Origin of the sequence: Novosphingobium sp. FKTRR1, from assembly GCF_020404405.1 — a bacterium.
In the GTDB taxonomy this organism is placed as follows: Bacteria; Pseudomonadota; Alphaproteobacteria; order Sphingomonadales; family Sphingomonadaceae; genus Novosphingobium.
The window spans coordinates 211,976-228,745 of the sequence record NZ_JAIZDA010000004.1 but is presented as its reverse complement, the minus strand read 5'-3'; the positions used below and the strand labels follow the sequence as shown (position 1 = coordinate 228,745).

At 63.2% G+C, this 16,770-nt stretch carries 13 protein-coding genes and 1 pseudogene; 5 read left to right on the top strand and 9 right to left on the bottom strand.

What is annotated here, in order from left to right:
* Nucleotides 1-76 precede the first annotated feature (76 nt).
* Nucleotides 77-307 (top strand): hypothetical protein, encoded by a 231-nt coding sequence (locus LDN95_RS06465; protein ID WP_226016825.1) that lies wholly within the window; start codon nucleotides 77-79, stop codon nucleotides 305-307.
* Between the two features lie 79 nt (nucleotides 308-386).
* Nucleotides 387-1,460, top strand: a complete 1,074-nt coding sequence (locus LDN95_RS06460) for a PA0069 family radical SAM protein (protein WP_226016824.1) — start codon at nucleotides 387-389, stop codon at nucleotides 1,458-1,460.
* Here the strand turns inward: LDN95_RS06460 and LDN95_RS06455 are convergent.
* The 7 genes from LDN95_RS06455 to LDN95_RS06425 form a co-directional block, all read right to left on the bottom strand.
* Nucleotides 1,457-1,870, bottom strand: a complete 414-nt coding sequence (locus tag LDN95_RS06455) for a DUF1330 domain-containing protein (protein WP_226016823.1) — start codon at nucleotides 1,868-1,870, stop codon at nucleotides 1,457-1,459. The two genes, LDN95_RS06460 and LDN95_RS06455, sit on opposite strands and share 4 nt — an antisense overlap.
* Before the next feature lie 60 nt (nucleotides 1,871-1,930).
* On the bottom strand, nucleotides 1,931-3,541 hold the full coding sequence (locus tag LDN95_RS06450) for a long-chain fatty acid--CoA ligase (RefSeq protein ID WP_226016822.1): 1,611 nt from the start codon (nucleotides 3,539-3,541) through the stop codon (nucleotides 1,931-1,933).
* 54 nt (nucleotides 3,542-3,595) lie between these two features.
* Nucleotides 3,596-7,186 (bottom strand): DNA polymerase III subunit alpha, encoded by a 3,591-nt coding sequence (gene dnaE, locus LDN95_RS06445; RefSeq protein ID WP_226016821.1) that lies wholly within the window; start codon nucleotides 7,184-7,186, stop codon nucleotides 3,596-3,598.
* Between the two features lie 135 nt (nucleotides 7,187-7,321).
* A complete protein-coding gene (locus tag LDN95_RS06440) occupies nucleotides 7,322-7,810 on the bottom strand; it encodes a glutathione peroxidase (protein ID WP_226016820.1) in 489 nt (162 codons plus the stop codon).
* An 80-nt stretch (nucleotides 7,811-7,890) separates the two neighbouring features.
* Entirely contained in the window at nucleotides 7,891-8,580 is a 690-nt protein-coding gene (locus LDN95_RS06435; RefSeq protein WP_226016819.1) for an ABC transporter ATP-binding protein, read from the bottom strand.
* Nucleotides 8,573-9,814: a lipoprotein-releasing ABC transporter permease subunit gene (locus tag LDN95_RS06430; protein WP_226016818.1), complete on the bottom strand. Its 1,242-nt coding sequence runs from the start codon at nucleotides 9,812-9,814 to the stop codon at nucleotides 8,573-8,575. The genes LDN95_RS06435 and LDN95_RS06430 overlap by 8 nt, the downstream gene beginning before the upstream one ends.
* A 107-nt stretch (nucleotides 9,815-9,921) precedes the next feature.
* The gene (locus tag LDN95_RS06425; protein WP_226016817.1) at nucleotides 9,922-11,331 is read right to left on the bottom strand and encodes a sensor domain-containing diguanylate cyclase; all 1,410 of its coding nucleotides are present in this window, start codon (nucleotides 11,329-11,331) and stop codon (nucleotides 9,922-9,924) included.
* A 303-nt stretch (nucleotides 11,332-11,634) separates the two neighbouring features.
* Between LDN95_RS06425 and purF the strand changes: the two genes are divergently transcribed.
* The 3 genes from purF to LDN95_RS06410 all read left to right on the top strand — a co-directional run bounded on the left by purF (nucleotide 11,635) and on the right by LDN95_RS06410 (nucleotide 14,280).
* Entirely contained in the window at nucleotides 11,635-13,104 is a 1,470-nt protein-coding gene (purF, locus tag LDN95_RS06420) for an amidophosphoribosyltransferase (protein WP_226016816.1), read from the top strand.
* The gene (locus tag LDN95_RS06415; RefSeq protein WP_226016815.1) at nucleotides 13,104-13,817 is read left to right on the top strand and encodes an SDR family NAD(P)-dependent oxidoreductase; all 714 of its coding nucleotides are present in this window, start codon (nucleotides 13,104-13,106) and stop codon (nucleotides 13,815-13,817) included. The genes purF and LDN95_RS06415 overlap by 1 nt, the downstream gene beginning before the upstream one ends.
* A 94-nt stretch (nucleotides 13,818-13,911) precedes the next feature.
* Nucleotides 13,912-14,280: a PilZ domain-containing protein gene (locus tag LDN95_RS06410; RefSeq protein ID WP_226016814.1), complete on the top strand. Its 369-nt coding sequence runs from the start codon at nucleotides 13,912-13,914 to the stop codon at nucleotides 14,278-14,280.
* Between the two features lie 24 nt (nucleotides 14,281-14,304).
* Here LDN95_RS06410 and LDN95_RS06405 read toward each other — a convergent pair.
* Nucleotides 14,305-15,666, bottom strand: a pseudogene (locus tag LDN95_RS06405) (deoxyribodipyrimidine photo-lyase).
* 82 nt (nucleotides 15,667-15,748) lie between these two features.
* Complete coding sequence (locus LDN95_RS06400; protein WP_226016813.1) at nucleotides 15,749-16,765, bottom strand: 2-oxoacid:ferredoxin oxidoreductase subunit beta; 1,017 nt, start codon at nucleotides 16,763-16,765, stop codon at nucleotides 15,749-15,751.
* Nucleotides 16,766-16,770 lie beyond the last annotated feature (5 nt).

The window sequence follows — 16,770 nt, the reverse complement described above, 5'->3', positions numbered from 1 at the left end:
CCGATCACGAGCAATATGTGCGCCAGATCACAAAATCGGACTTCAATTTCCGGCGCTGTGCGGGCATTGGGGTGTCATGACGATCCACGACAAGCATATCACCTCCTGCCCCTCCGCTCGCTCGGATGCAGACGCGGCAAGTTTCAAAGCCGCACCCGACCAGCCTGAAGTGGCTGAACCTGAAGTGGCTGAAATTGCAGATGAAATTGCACACCTACTTGGACGGTTGGACGCAATGGGACTGACCACCCCCGGCAATCACATCAGTCATGGATTGGAATTGCTGCGTCTGCATATCGCAGCCTGACACTTCTCGGAGGGGATAACGCTCGGGACTTGAACGGTCGGGACTTGCGTCAAAGTTCACTTTATGTTCTTATCTTGCCATGTCCTCCAGGGTTCATGGCAGGGGTGCCCAATCGGCGGCGGCTCCCACGCGGTTCGGCCTCGCCTCGCGCGTGGACGATGGGGACTGGCGTGATGCGCGTGAGGAGATCGACGGACCGGGCCCAAAACTGCGCACCACCGTTACCGACGAATTTCCCAAGTCGATACTGACCTTCAACTCCTCGCCCGACGTGCCGTTCGACCGCTCGGTCAACGCCTATCGTGGGTGCGAGCACGGCTGCATCTATTGCTATGCGCGCCCCACCCACGCCTACCACGATCTGTCCCCGGGCCTCGATTTCGAGACAAAACTATTCGCAAAACCGCAAGCGGCTGCGCTCTTGCGCAAGACTTTTGCCAAACGCGGTTACGTTCCCAAACCGCTGGCGATGGGCACCAATACCGATCCTTACCAGCCGATCGAAACGCGTTACCGCATCACTCGCCAAGTGCTGGAACTGTGCCTTGAAGTTGGCCATCCGCTGACCATCACCACCAAATCGGCGCGCGTGCTGGACGATCTCGATTTGCTGCGTGAACTTGCGGGGCGCCGACTGGTGGCAGTCGGCGTTTCGGTTACCAGCCTTGATCCGCGCCTTTCCGGCCTGCTGGAACCACGCGCAAGCAGTCCGGCCAAACGGCTGGCCGCCTTGAAAGCGCTGGCAGACGCCGGAGTGCCGACCCATCTCGGTGTCTCGCCGGTCATCCCGGCGATAACCGACCAGTTCATCGAGGCGATTGTCGCGCAAGGTGGAGAACTGGGGGTCCGGTCGGCAAGCTGGATCATGCTGCGCCTGCCGCATGAAGTGGCGCCGCTGTTCCGCGAATGGCTGGACACGCACTTTCCCGACCGCGCCGACAAAGTGATGCACGCCGTCCAATCGATGCGGCAAGGGAAGGATTACGACAGCGCGTTTTTCACCCGGATGAAGCCGGTCGGGGTATGGGCCGACCTGATCCGCACCCGTTTTCGTATTGCCGTGAAGAAAGCGGGCATTCCGCAGGCACGGGCCGAACTGGATTGTGCGCAGTTCCGCGCCCCCCGGCTCGATGGGCAACTCAGTCTGCTTTAGGATCCGGGTGCAAATCGTACCAGTCTGCTATCCTCAACAGCGGCCTGACGATGGACGACGACCGGGGCATAGTCGGGATCCTTGACCATACCCATGAACGCTGCGGCATCGGGATAGGCCATCACGAAGCTTTCATCCCAAGGCCAGTCGGCCGGGCCGGTAACGACGGTTTCGAACAGGCCTTTCCACACGATGTGCCCGCCTGCGCGCTCAAGCACAGGCTGGATGGTACGCATGTATTCGACATAAGCGTCGTGCCCGGTCAGCCCCTTGCCTGCAAGCGGGTGCCCCTCGGGATAGGCCGCCTCAGCGCGGAACCGCACGAGGTTGAGCATGTGGATCGGCGTGTCACGCGGCAGCGCCTTGAACCTGTCGAAATTCTCGCGGGTCGGATCGATATGGCCGGTCATTACGCTTTCTCCCCCAATTTGCCCGCACCCGGATCAGGCAGCCGGATCAGGCAGCCCCAATCAAGCCGCCCAAGCATAGTCGCGGAACCGGTAGCGCAAGTCCTTCTTGCTGATCTTGCCGGTGCCAGTGTGCGGAATCTCGTCGACGAAGGCCACCGCATCGGGCACGCACCATTTGGCCACGTGCTGCGCCAGATAGCTGCGCAATTCGCCTTCGCTGACCTCTGATCCGGGTTTCCTGACGACAACCAGCAGCGGGCGCTCGTCCCACTTGGGATGGAAAATGCCGATCGCGGCGGCCTCGGCCACGGCAGGATGGCCGACTGCGGCGTTTTCCAGTTCGACCGAGCTGATCCACTCCCCGCCCGACTTGATCACGTCCTTGGTGCGATCGGTCAATTGCAGCGTACCGTCGGGGTGGATCACCGCGACATCGCCGGTATCGAACCATTGATCGGCCCCGGTCGCATCGCGTTCGGCCTTGAAGTAGCGTTTGACCACCCAAGGCCCGCGCACTTGCAGCGCGCCCGCCGTGACCCCGTCGCGTGGCAATACCGTGTCAGCATCGCCCAGATCGACGCAGCGCAGTTCAACCCCGAACGGCACGCGGCCCTGCATCGCCTTGGCCGTGACCTGTTCCTCGAACGAGAGATCATCCCAGTTCCACGTCTCGCACCCGGTGGTGCCGATGGGCGAGGTTTCGGTCATGCCCCAGGCGTGGGCCACGCGGATACCCTTGGCCATGAACCGTTCGACCATCGCGCGCGGCATCGCCGACCCGCCGCACACCACCTGCTGCAGCGTTTCGGGGATCTCCTTGCCGGTTGCATCCAGATGCTGGAGCAAGCTGAGCCAGACGGTCGGCACGCCCGCCGAACAGGTGACTTTCTCGCGCTCGAACAAGTCGCACAGCACGGCGGCATCGTTGACCGCCGAGTATACGAATTTCGCCCCCGCAGCAGCCCCTGCCCAAGGCAGTCCCCAACTGGCGGCATGGAACATCGGCACGATCGGCATCATCACCGCACGGCAATCCATGCCGAACACGCCGGGCGACAGGCAGGTCAAGGCGTGCAGCATCGTCGAGCGGTGTTCATAAAGCACGCCCTTGGGATTGCCGGTGGTGCCGCTGGTATAGCACAGCATGCACGGATCGCGCTCGTCGCCCTCAGCCCACGCACCCTCGGCACTGTACCCGCCGATCCAGTCCTCGAAGTGCGGGGCCGGCTCGTCGCTATCGAAACAGATGTAGTGCTCGATCGTCGGCCAGCGCGGCTTCATTCGCTCGACGATCGGGGCCCAAACTTTGTCGAACAGCAACACCCGGTCTTCGGCATGGTTGACGATGTAGTCCAACTGGTCGTCGAACAGGCGCGGGTTGACGGTGTGCAGCACCGCGCCTGCACCCACCGCGCCGTACCAGGTGATCAGGTGGCGATGGTGGTTCATCGCCAGCGTCGCCACCCGTTCGCCTTGTCCGATCCCGAGCGCACGCAAGGCATTGGCCATGCGCATCGCATCGCGGCGAATGCCGGCCCAGTTGGTGCGGCTTTCGCTGCCATCGGCCCAACGGCTGACGATCTCGCGCCCGCCATGTTCGCGCGCCGCATGATCGATCAGGTGCGTTACCCGCAGCGTCCAGTCCTGCATCGCACCGAGCAGCATCAGCATCCCTCCTGAATGATCTTATCGTTGTTTTGCCGACGTTCTTGTTTGTCAGCCGTTTTATTCGACGAGCCGCAGATGTCTGTCCGCTTTCGCCGTCAGCGCTACATTGGCAAGGCCCTCGATCGGAATCAACCGTTCGATTAGTTCACTGTCGAGTTGAAAGTCTGACCCCAACCGCACCAACGGTTCGCGCGGGCCGCCCGTGCGCAACCGCGCGAACACCTCGCCCTTGGCGTCGCGCGCGCGCGGAAGCAGCAGCGCCAGTTCGGTCGCTGCTTCGGGCCGGGTGATGTCGAGCTTCAACTGCATCCGGCTGGCGCTTGTCACGGTGTCCAGCGGTCGTCCGCCGCGCACCGTCACGCGCGGCGGCTCGTCCGGATTGGGCCGATCAAGTTCCACAGTCAGCAGCACGCACGTACCCTCGCGCGCCCATTGGACGAAGGCATCGACCATCGACTCCTCGAAACACGAGGCAGAAAACAGCCCGCTCGCATCGGAGAAATCGGCCAACACGAAGTCCTTGCCGCGCTTGGTCTTGCGCTTCTGCACGTTCTCCACCAGCGCTGCCATGACCGCGCCTGACCGCGCTCCGCCATCGCCCCCGGCCATCAGGCTGGCATAAGTGCGCGCACCATTGGCCGAGGCGACCGCACGGTACTCCTCGACCGGGTGCGCCGCGAAATAGAAGCCGAAGTTTTCGCGCTCGGCCGCCATCTGCTCGGCGCGGGTCCATGGCTTGGTCTCGACCAGCCTTGTCGCAGGCACCGCATGATCATCCCCACCGAACAGGCCGCCCTGCCCTGATGTACGTGCGCGTACCGCCTCGTCCGCAACGGCCATCAGCAATTCAGCGTTGGCGATCAGTTGCGCGCGGTTGGGCTCCAGCGCATCGAGCGCGCCGCCTGCCGCCAATGCTTCAAGCTGGCGGCGGTTCATCGATCCGGCCGGGATGCGGCGGAAAAGGTCGTCCAGACCCGTGAACGGGCCATTGGCCTCACGTTCGGCAACGATCGCTTCCATCGCCTTTTCACCGACATTGCGCAGCCCTGCCAGCGCATAGCGCACCGCATAAGAATCCTGCGTGCGCTCGACCGTGAATTCGGCTTCCGACTTGTTGATATCGGGCCCGGCCAGAGCCACCCCGTTGCGGCGCATGTCATCGACAAAGATGTTGAGCTTTTCCGACTGGTGCATGTCGAAGCACATCGAGGCGGCGTAGAATTCGTGCGGGTAATGCGTCTTGAGCCATGCGGTCTGATAGGCGAGCAGCGCATAGGCGGCGGCGTGGCTCTTGTTGAAGCCGTAGCCTGCGAACTTGTCGATCAAGTCGAACAGTTCGTTGGCCTTGCCCGCCTCGATCCCTGACACGGTTTTGCAGCCATCGACAAAACGCTGGCGCTGTGCGTCCATTTCGGCCTGGACCTTCTTGCCCATGGCGCGGCGCAGCAAGTCGGCGTCGCCCAGCGAATAGCCCGCCAGGATCTGCGCGGCCTGCATCACCTGTTCCTGATAGACGAAGATGCCGTAAGTTTCGGACAGGATGCCCGACAGCTTTTCGTGCGGGTACTCGATGCTTTCCAGGCCGTTCTTGCGGCGGCCGAACAGCGGAATGTTGTCCATCGGGCCGGGGCGATAAAGCGAGACGAGAGCGATAATGTCACCGAAGTTGGTCGGCTTCACTGCCGCCAGCGTGCGCCGCATCCCTTCGGATTCCAGCTGGAACACGCCGACCGTGTCGCCCGATTGCAGCAGCTTGTAGACATCGGCATCGTCCCATGGCAGCGCCGACAGGTCGATCTCGATCGAACGGCGACCCAGCAGATCGACCGCCTTGCGCAGCACCGACAGCGTTTTCAGGCCAAGGAAGTCGAACTTGACGAGGCCTGCATCCTCGACATGCTTCATGTCGAACTGCGTCACCGGCATGTCGGACCGCGGATCGCGGTAGAGCGGCACCAGATGCGCCAGCGGACGATCACCGATCACCACGCCCGCCGCGTGCGTGGAACTGTTGCGCGGCAGACCCTCCAGTTGCATCGCCAGATCGATCAGCCGACGCACTTCGGGATCGCGATCATACTCGCGGCGCAGTTCGGCCACGCCGTTAAGAGCGCGCGGCAGCGGCCACGGATCGGTCGGATGGTTGGGCACCATCTTGCACAGCCGGTCTACCTGACCATAGCTCATCTGCAGGATGCGCCCGGTATCGCGCAGCACCGCGCGCGCCTTCAGCTTGCCGAAGGTGATGATCTGCGCGACGTGGTCATCGCCATACTTGCGCTGAACATAGCGGATGACTTCGCCACGCCGCGTTTCGCAGAAGTCGATATCGAAGTCGGGCATCGACACGCGTTCGGGGTTCAGGAAGCGTTCGAACAGCAGCCCCAGCCTGATCGGATCAAGGTCGGTGATGGTCAGCGCCCAAGCCACCAGCGAGCCTGCGCCCGATCCGCGCCCCGGCCCCACCGGAATGCCCTGATCCTTGGCCCACTTGATGAAGTCGGCCACGATCAGGAAGTATCCGCCGAACCCCATCCGGTTGATGATGGCGATCTCGAATTCCAGGCGCTCACGATAGCCGAGCACTTCGTCCCAGATACCTGCGGCAGCGAGTGCTGGAAACTGCCCCGCATCGGCTTCCAGATCGGGGCCCAGCGTAAGCAGATTGGCCAGCTCGCCGTGCGTCGCCTCGGGGTAATAGGGACGCAGCCGCGCCACCAGACCGGTGCGACTGTCGGCGGCACAGGCCTTGGCCTCGCCCTCCTGATCGCCAGCAAGGCTGGGCAAGATCGGCTTGCGCTTGGGCGGCATGACCGCGCAACGCTGCGCGACCACCAGCGTATTGGCCAGCGCTTCGGGCAGATCGGCAAACGCCTCTTCCATCACCGCCGCAGGCTTGATCCACCATTCCACCGACGAGCGCGGGCGGTCGGTGCTGTCCACATGCGTCGAACTGGCGATGCACAACATCGCGTCGTGCGCGGCATAGAAGCTGCGCTCGGCAAAGCTGGCCGGATTGGTCGCGACCAATGGCAGGTCGCGTGCATAGGCGAGCTCGATAAGCGCCTCCTCGGCACGCTGCTCGGCCTCCTCGCCCCGACGCGCGATCTCGATATAGAGCCGGTCGGGGAACAGTTCGGACAACCATGTAGCATACGCTTCCGCAGCCACCTGTTGCTCACCCGCCAGCAGGCGCACCAGCGCACCCTCGCCTGCAGCCGTCAGGCACAACAGCCCCTCGGTGTGGCCGAACAGATCGGAGAGCAGCACATGCGGCGCGAATTCGAGCGGACGATCAAGATGCGCGCGGCTGACGAGATGGCACAAGTTGTCGTAGCCCGCAGAATCCTGAGCATAGAGCGCCAGCCAGTCGATCGTCGGCGCATGATTGCCGAAACCGGGCTTGCCAGCCCCATCGCGCTCGGGACGGGCGACCGCCAGCATCGTGCCGATGACCGGCTGCACGCCCTTGTCCTTGCACGCCTTGGCAAAAGCGACCGAGCCGTACAGGCCGTTGCGGTCGGTGATGGCGATCGCCGGGAAACCCCGGTCCGCCGCTGTCTTGGCGATGTCCTTTGGGTCCACCGCGCCATCGAGCATGGTGTAGGACGAGAAGACACGCAGCGGAACGAACGGGGCGTAAGGCATTGGCTCAGACTAGGGGTTCGGCCGGGATTCGGCGAGGTCCACGCGGGGCTTTATCCACTTGGCAATGGTCGGAACACAGCCCCGCGGCCTGCGTTCGTATCAGGAGACGTTAAAGCAGAACGCGTTGAACTGCGCTCAAAGCAGCGCTTCGATATCCTTGGCAAGTCCAGCAGGCTTGTCCGTCGGCGCATACCGGCGCACGACCTTGCCCGAGCGGTCGATCAGGAACTTGGTGAAGTTCCACTTGATCCCCTTCGATCCCAGCACGCCCGGCGCTTCCGACTTGAGCCAGGTGTAAAGCGGATCGGCACCCGCGCCGTTGACTTCGATCTTGGCCATCAGCGGAAAGCTGACGCCGAAGTTCACCTTGCAGAAGCTCTCGATCTCGTCGGCATTGCCCGGTTCCTGCCCGCCGAACTGGTTGCACGGGAAAGCCAGCACTTCGAAGCCCTTGTCGCCGTATTCCTTCCACAGCGCCTCAAGCCCGTCATACTGCGGGGTGAACCCGCATTTGCTGGCGGTGTTGACAACCAACAGCACTTTGCCGAGCTTGTCGGCAAGGCTGATTTCCTCGCCATTGGGTTTCTTGGCGGTAAAGTCGGCAATGGTCTGCGGTCCGGACATGGCGATTCCCCCGAATTGTTATCGTTCGGATAAAATGTGCCTCGGGTTGCCAATCGAAGCAAGCGCCAACCTGCTCGTTGTTACTCCAACCGGCCTTCGTGCAGCCGCAACACACGGTCCATGCGGAAGGCGAGGCGCTCGTTGTGGGTGGCGACAAGCGCCGCGCTGCCTTCGCCGCGCACCAGGCGGATGAATTCATCGAACACCCGCTCGGCGGTCGCTTCGTCAAGGTTACCCGTCGGCTCGTCCGCCAGCACAAGCGACGGACGATTGGCCAGCGCGCGCGCCACTGCGACCCGCTGTTGCTCGCCGCCCGAAAGCTGGCTGGGGCGATGGTCAAGCCGGTGATCAAGGCCTAGCGCGGCCAGCAGTTCACGCGCACGGACATGCGCATCGGCCACCGACCTGCCAGCCACCAGTTGCGGCAGCACGACGTTTTCGGTGGCGTTGAAATCGGGCAGCAGGTGGTGGAACTGATAGACGAAGCCAAGGTGTTCGCGCCGCAAGGTGGTGCGCGCATCGCCCGACATCGCCGTAGCATCCTGCCCGACGATGCTGATCGAACCCTGAAAGCCACCTTCGAGCAGGCCAACCGCCTGCAACATCGTCGATTTGCCCGAGCCGGAGGGGCCCAGAAGTGCCACGATCTCGCCCGGATTGATGTCGAGGTTGATGCCGCGCAGCACCTCGATCGTCTCGCCGCCTTGCGAAAAGCTGCGGCGCAAATCGCGCAGACGCACGACGGGTTCGGCGTTTGTCGCATCACTCATAGCGCAGTACCTGTACCGGATCGGTGCTCGCTGCCTTGAGCGCGGGATAGAGTGTGGCAAGGAAGCTGAGCAGCAGCGCCATCAGGCAGATGACGGTGATCTCGACCGGATCGCTCCGGCTGGGCAGCTCCGTCAGAAAGCGGATCGAAGGATCCCACAGGTTCTGCCCGGTCAGGATTTCGACCAGATGCACGATCGGCTGGCGGAAATAGAGGAACACCAGCCCCAGCAGCAGTCCGATCAGCGTGCCCAACGCGCCGATGACGAAGCCTATAGTCACGAAGATCTTGAGCAGGCTGGTCCGGGTTGCCCCCATTGTGCGCAGGATCGCGATGTCGCGCGTCTTGGCGCGCACCAGCATGATCAGCGACGACAGGATGTTGAACACCGCCACCAGCACGATGATCGAGAGCACCACGAACATCGCCACGCGTTCGACCGCGAGCGCTTCGAACAGGCTGGCGTTGATGGTTTTCCAGTCCGTCACCACCGCCTTGCCTGCCAGTGCCGCCTTGATCGGGGCCAGTGTGGCGCCAACGGTGTCTGGGTCGGTGGTCGTCACCTCGATCATACCGATCGAATCGCCGGTAAGCAGCAGCGTCTGCGCATCGGGAATAGGCATGACAACGAAGGAATTGTCGTAGTCATAGACGCCGATCTCGAAGATCGCGCCGACCCGGTAGCCGATCTCGCGCGGGACGGTGCCGAACGGTGTCGACCGACCCGCCGGATTGACGATGGTCAGCGTGTCGCCCACCTGCACACCAAGGTTCTCGGCGAGCCGCGATCCGATCGCCACGTTGTTAGAACCCGGCTTGATCGAGGCGACATCGCCGCCGACTCGCTTGGGGGCGAGCCGGCCAATGTCGCTGGCAGTGTTGCCGCGCACGATGACCGCTTCGACCCGCCCGTTGAACGTTGCCAAAAGCGGTTGTTCAAGCAAGGGCGAGGCGCGTGTGACACCCGGCGTTGTCTGCACCCGGTGCAGAATGTCCTGCCAGTTGTCCAACCGCCCACCATAGGCCTGAATGATGGCATGACCGTTCAGGCCCACGATCTTGTCGAGCAGTTCGGCGCGAAAACCGTTCATCACGCTCATCACGATGACCAGTGCGGCCACCCCCAGCATCACCGCGACGAGACTGATCCCGGCCACCATGGCGATGAAGGCTTCCCCTCTGCCAGGCAGCATATAACGCCGGGCAATGGTCCATTCGAACGGTGAAAGCAGCAAACCTCAGCGCCTCTGGTCAAGTTTCGCGAGGGGATTAGGCGCTGCAACATGAACTGGCAATGGCCACGCCGGTCGTTGCGGCTGCGGCATCTCCCAGCTTGGAAAGTTCAGGCAGCAACCACCAGCCGTGAGCGCCCGGCATTCTTGGCGCGGTAAAGCGCCCGGTCGGCCGCCAGAAATGCTGCATCCGGGTCATCGCCAAGCGTCGCTATGCCGGTGCTGATGGTGACGCGGATCTCGCCTCCCGGTACCGGAATACCGGTTTCTGCGATGCGCTGCCCCAGCCGCTCGCAGATCTTTTCGGCCAGATCGATGGACGTATCGCGCAGCAGAAGGGCGAATTCCTCGCCACCGATCCGGGCAATGCAGTCGCTTGCGCGGACCGCTTGCAACGCGGTCCGCGCGAATACGCACAGGGCATCGTCGCCGACGGTATGGCCGTATCGGTCGTTGACCTGCTTGAAGTGGTCGATGTCGAGAATGGCGATACAGTCGGCATCGCCCCGGCTGATCGATGCGCGCATCTGGTCAAAGAAGGCCCGGCGATTGGCAAGCCCGGTCAACGGATCGGTGAAGGCCGCGCGGGTCAGATGGCGGATCGTGTCGTCCGCTTCGACCACGAGGCGGCGATAGTGCTGCTCGCGATTGGCGAGTCGGCCGATTTCGTGACGGCGGCGCTCCTGTTCGGCGACGACCGGCAGGGTGCACAACAGGATGAACGCCGAATAGAGCTGTTGTGCCTGCAACTGGTCGCCAAGATCGGCGCGGAAAAGCTGGATCGGCCCATGGCCAAGCCATGTCTGCAAGCCGCCTGCAATGGCGATCGCCAGCGGCAGGGCCAGCGCCACCATGCTATCGGTCCACATCCCGGCCAACATGGCGAAGACCAATGGCAGCAACATGAATCCGGGAACACGCTGCCCGAATACCGCAAAAGTCAAAGCCATCATGGCCGAGAAAAACAGGGCATAAAGCAGCAGGCGCGAACGCGTCGGACGAAGCGCTGGATTCGCAACAGCACCTGCAACGGCCAGGGCGGTCGGCAGCAGCAGGATCAGCCCCACCGAATGACCTACCAGATAGTGCAGGAAGTTGCTCTCGAACGGCACCCCGACGATGGCGTGGACAAGTATCGCACCGACAAAAGCGCTGCACACCGGGACTGCAAGCCCGATCCCAAGATAGCATCCGGACATCAATTCAAGAGGGTGGCTGGGCCAGTGCGCATCGATCAGGCGGCGCGCGACGAGCGCGGCAGCAATCGCTTCGGCCACGTTGACGCAAGACAATGGCAATGCAACCGGCCAGCCAAGACCGAACAGACCCGCTGCGATCGCATTGGCAATGACGCCAGCCACGGCGTTGGACGGCCATTCGGAGCGGGGCAAGACCAGCAACCTCGCCGCTAAAAGTGCGCCGGGGAGCCAGATTTGCGCAACACCATTGTCGAACCGGAAAAATTGCAGCGACGCCACTGTTGCCAAAAAATACAACAGCGCGGTCACTATCGGACTCATCAGACGTCGAACGCTACCCATGCCTGAACAAGTGAAGGAAACTAGTAAAAATACCTATAACGCAAGCGGATCGGGCACCAATCGGGCGACCGGCAGCGTGCCCTTGCGCCCGCCGTCACGCAGCGCAAGGCCTCGTATCGTACCGCACGCAACCACCTTGGGCTTGCGTTCCGTTACAAACATCCTACATGGCGGACCCGAGAACCGGTGGATCGGTCGCCCTGTTTGTTAGCGCAACCTTGCGACCCCAACCTTGCAACCCCAACCTTGCAACCCATGCATGCGGACCTTGCGCGAAAAGCCATGAACCTTACCGACCCCTTTCGTGACGCGGACGGCGACAAGCTCCGTGAGGAATGCGGCATTTTCGGCGTGCTCGGCGCGCGTGATGCCGCCGCGCTGACAGCGCTCGGCCTGCACGCACTGCAACACCGTGGCCAGGAAGCGGTGGGCATCACCAGCTTTGACGGTCAGGAATTCTATTCGCGCAAGGGCATCGGCCATGTTGCGCAGAATTTTTCGAGCGGCTCGGCCATCGCCGAATTGCCAGGCATGATGGCAGCAGGGCACGTGCGGTATTCGACCACTGGCGGATCGGGCCTGCGCAATGTCCAGCCGCTGTTCGCCGATCTCGCCTCGGGCGGTTTCGCGATCGCCCACAATGGCAACATCTCGAACGCCACCACGCTCAAGCGCGATCTGGTCAACAAGGGCGCGATTTTCCAGTCGACCTCGGATACCGAGGTCATCATCCACCTCGTTGCAACCAGCCGCTACCCCACCCTGCCCGACCGCTTCGTCGATGCGCTGCGGCTGGTCGAAGGCGCCTACTCGCTCATCTGCATGACCCCGCTGGGCATGATCGCCTGCCGCGATCCGCTGGGCATCCGCCCGCTGGTTATGGGCAAGCTTGGCGATGCCGTGGTCTTTGCCAGCGAAACCGTCGCGCTTGATGTGGTTGGCGCCGAATTCGTGCGCGAGGTCGAGCCGGGCGAGATGATCCAGGTCGATCTGGATGGACAGATCAGCAGCCACCGTCCGTTCGGCAGCCCGGCGGCGCGCCCGTGCATTTTCGAGCACGTCTATTTCAGCCGCCCGGATTCGATCCTCAACGGTCACTCGGTCTATGAAGTGCGCAAGGCAATCGGCGCGCAACTCGCGATCGAAGCGGGGGTCGATGCCGATCTGGTGATCCCGGTGCCCGACAGCGGCACCCCGGCCGCGCTCGGCTATGCGCGCGAATCTGGCATTCCGTTCGAACTGGGCATCATCCGTTCGCACTATGTCGGCCGCACTTTCATCCAGCCCTCCGACGGCGCCCGCAACGCCGACGTGAAGCGCAAGCACAACGCAAACCGCGCACTGGTCGAAGGCAAGCGCATCGTGCTGATCGACGATTCGATCGTGCGCGGCACCACCAGCCTCAAGATCGTGCAGATGATGCGCGATGCCGGTGCCCGCGAAGTCCACTTCCGCGTCGCCAGTCCGCCGACCGAACATTCGTGCTTCTATGGCGTCGATACGCCCGAACGCTCGAAGCTGCTTGCCGCGCGCATGGATATCGAGGCGATGGCCCGCTTCATTCAGGCTGACAGCCTTGCCTTCGTGTCGATCGACGGGCTTTACCGTGCGGTTGGCGAAGCGCGCCGCAACGACGGCTGTCCGCAATATTGCGACGCCTGCTTCACTGGCGATTACCCGACAGCGCTGACCGACCTTGCCGAGCGCAACGCCCACGGTCAGCTTGATCTCGCCGTCAACAAGGTAGCCTGATGAGCACGCTGGCGGGGCAAGTCGCGCTCGTCACCGGGGCGAGCAAGGGCATCGGTGCGGCCACTGCGCGCGCACTGGCGGCGGCAGGGGCACACGTCATCCTCGTCGCCCGTTCCGCGCGCGAGCTTGAAGCGGTCGAGGAGAGCATCTTTGCAGCAGGCGGTTCGGCAACGATCGCGCCTGTTGATCTGGCCGAGCCCGAAGGCATTGCCCGACTGGCCGTGGCGATCGGTTCGCGCTGGGATGCGCTCGACATTCTGGTGATCAATGCGGCGGTGCTACCGGTGCTGACCCCGGTCTGGCAGATCGATCAGCATGACCTTACCCGTGCATTGACGCTCAACGTCGTGGCGACACAGGCGCTGATCGCCGGGTTCGACCGCTTGCTGAAGAAAAGCCCCGATGCGCGGGTGATCGGCGTCACCAGCAGCGTCGGCGCGTCCCCGCGCGCTTATTGGGGCGCTTATGGCGCGACCAAAGCCGCGTTCGACAACCTGCTCGATGCCTATGCGCAGGAAGTTCGCAGCATCTCCAACGTACGCGTGGCCATCGTCGATCCCGGCGCAACCCGTACCGCGATGCGGGCCAAAGCCTATCCCGGTGAAGACCCTGCCAGCCTTAAGGGCCCGGAAGTCGTTGCCGATCGGATAACCGCACTGGTGAGCGAGCGTTTCGACAGCCCGCACCGCGAACGGGTCGATCCGGTCAACTAACCAGAAATTAACGATTATTGCTGATCTTATACCAAGATCCTGCGGAAAGCCCGGTGGCATTGTTTACCGGAATCCCGATTCGGGGACTTGGAAGATGAGCACGACTTGGCACGATTCCCGGTTCGGTCCGGGCAGTTACGAACATTCCGCCCAGGAAGACCGTTGCGTGCCGCGCCAGCGCGTCAACATCCCGGCAACGCTGCGCATTTCGGGTGGCACATCCTTCCATACCGTCGTCCACGACCTTGGCGCAGGTGGCTTTGCCGCCTTCAGCGCCGAGCCGCTGCCCGAAGGGGTTGCCTGCTGGCTCACCCTGCCGGGGCTTGATGCGGTTCAGGCCCACGTCGCTTGGTGGCGTGAAGGTCGCCTCGGCGCCGCGTTTTCAGGCCTGCTTGATCCTGCAGTGATCGACGAAATGCTCAACAGCTATAGCGAAGCACGCAGTCCCAAGGCGGTGCGCTGACCAGTCCGGCAAGACTGACGGCGATCAGCCGTCCTTCATCGCCGCATGGACCGCCAGCGCCCTCGCCCGCGCGACCGTATGCTCGATCATCCGCGCGGGGTATCCAGCAGGCCGGATGATCGGATCGTGAACCGTATCGCCCGGCAGATTCGCCAATTCGGGCACCCAGCGCCGGATATAGTTCCCCGCATCGAACTTCGGTGATTGGGTCAGTGGCGCCATGATCCGCACGAACATGTTGGAATCAACGCCGGTACCGGCGCTCCACTGCCAGTTGACCGCATTCGAGCCATAGTCGGCATCGACCAGCGTGTCCCAGAACCACTCCTCCCCGCGACGCCAGTCTATCAGCAGATGCTTGACCAGAAAGCTGGCGGCAATCATGCGGACACGGTTGTGCATCCATCCGGTTGCCCACTACTCGCGCATACCGGCATCCACGATCGGATAGCCGGTGCGCCCCTGCTGCCAAGCCACCAGATCGTCGGGTGCATCGCGCCAGCCAAGTTGATCATACGCGGGTCGCGCATTGCGGTGGCCATAGTCGGGCAATTGCAGGATCACATTCTGGGCATAGTCACGCCAGCCCAGTTCGCCGAGGAAAGTATCGACCGAGCCGCCCGCTGCGGCGGTGGCATGCCAGATGGTGGCGGGCGAAATCTCGCCGAAGTGGAGGTGCGGCGACAGCCGTGAAGTCCCCTCCGACGTCGGCAGGTTGCGCGTTTCGGCATAACGCGCAGCCTTGCCGACAAAGGCATCGAGCCGAGCACGCGCACCGCCTTCCCCCGGCGTCCATTCAGCGCGCATGCCCCCGGCCCAATCCGGCTTGGTCGGCAGCAAGTCCCAATCATCGAGCCGATCGCTTTCCGGCCAGAACGTCGGCGCGCCCAGCGATTGAGGCACCGGCAGGGGCGGCGGCGGCGGCATGCGTTCGACCAGCGCGCGCCAGAACGGGGTGAAGATGCGGTAAGGCTGGCCTGCTCCGGTCAGCACCGAGCCGGGCGGCGCAAGGAAGTTACCGTCGTGCAGCACCAGATCGAGCGCCTTGCCCACCGCGCGCTCGGCATTGCGCCACCACGGTTCGTAATGGCGCAAGGCATGGACCGTTCGCGCCCCGGTCTCACGGCGCAGCGCGGCAAGCACTTCGTGGGACTTGCCGCGGCGCAGGATCAGGCGCGAACCCAGCTTACGCAAGTCGGCATCAAGGCTGACCAAACTGTGGTGCAACCACCAGCGCGAGGCAGCCCCCATGCGGCGATGGCGCGGGGTATGATCATCGAGCACATAGACCGGCAGCACCGGTCCGATCCGGGCGGCTGCAGTCAGTGCGGCGTGGTCGGCCAACCGCAAATCGCGGCGCAACCAGACAATTACAGGAGCAGTCATACCGCCCCTTGTGCCGGGAAGGCCGGTTCGCACGACCTGCCCCTTTGGGCAAGCGTGCGAACCATCGGCACAAAAGGCGCGATCAGGCGGTCACGGTCCAGGTCTGACCTTTGGCGAGCAGACCAGCGAGGTCGTTGCTGCGACCGGCACGCGCCTTTGCGTCCTGATCGAGCACCGCGCTTTCGTAAGTCGGGCGCGGATCGTCATAGATCACGCCCAGCGCCATCGGGAACGGGCCGAACGGCATTTCCACCAGCATGTGCGCCACAGCGCGGTTGGTCACGTCGTGGACGATCACGCCCGCCGCCTGCCAATCGCCATCGACCACGTCGACGACCTTGAGGTTGAGCGCAGCCACATCGAGCGCGATGCCCTGCGTGCCCTTGTTGAACAGCATCGGAGCGCCGTTCTGGAGCCACAACTGGCCGGTGTTGGCGTTGGCCTTCTCGGTGAAGTCGGCAAACACGTCCTTGTTGTAGACGATGCAGTTCTGGAAGATCTCGACGAATGCCGCGCCCTGATGCGCATGCGCAGCCTTGAGAACGTTCGGCAATTCCTTGCTCACGTCATAGGCGCGCGCGATGAAACGACCACCGGCACCCAACGCGAAGGCACACGGGCTGGCAGGCCGATCGACCGAGCCCAGCGGGCTGGTGGGGCTGTTGGTGCCAAGGCGGCTGGTAGGCGAATACTGGCCCTTGGTCAGGCCATAGATCTCGTTGTTGAACAGCAGGATCTGCAGGTTCACGTTGCGCCGGATCACGTGCATCGTGTGATTGCCGCCGATCGACATGCCGTCACCGTCGCCGGTCACCAGCCACACGTCCAAATCGGGATTGGCCAGCTTGATGCCGGTAGCAAAGGCCGGCGCGCGGCCGTGGATGGTGTGGAAGCCGTAGCTTTCGACATAGTACGGAAAGCGGCTGGAGCAGCCGATACCGCTGACGAACACGGTGTTGGCCGGGTCAGCGCCCAGATCGGGCAAGGTGCGCTGCACCGCCTTCAAAATGGCGTAGTCGCCGCAACCGGGGCACCAGCGTACTTCCTGGTCGGTCTCCCAGTCCTTGATCGTGGTCTTGATCGGGGTCAGGTCGTTCATGGTTC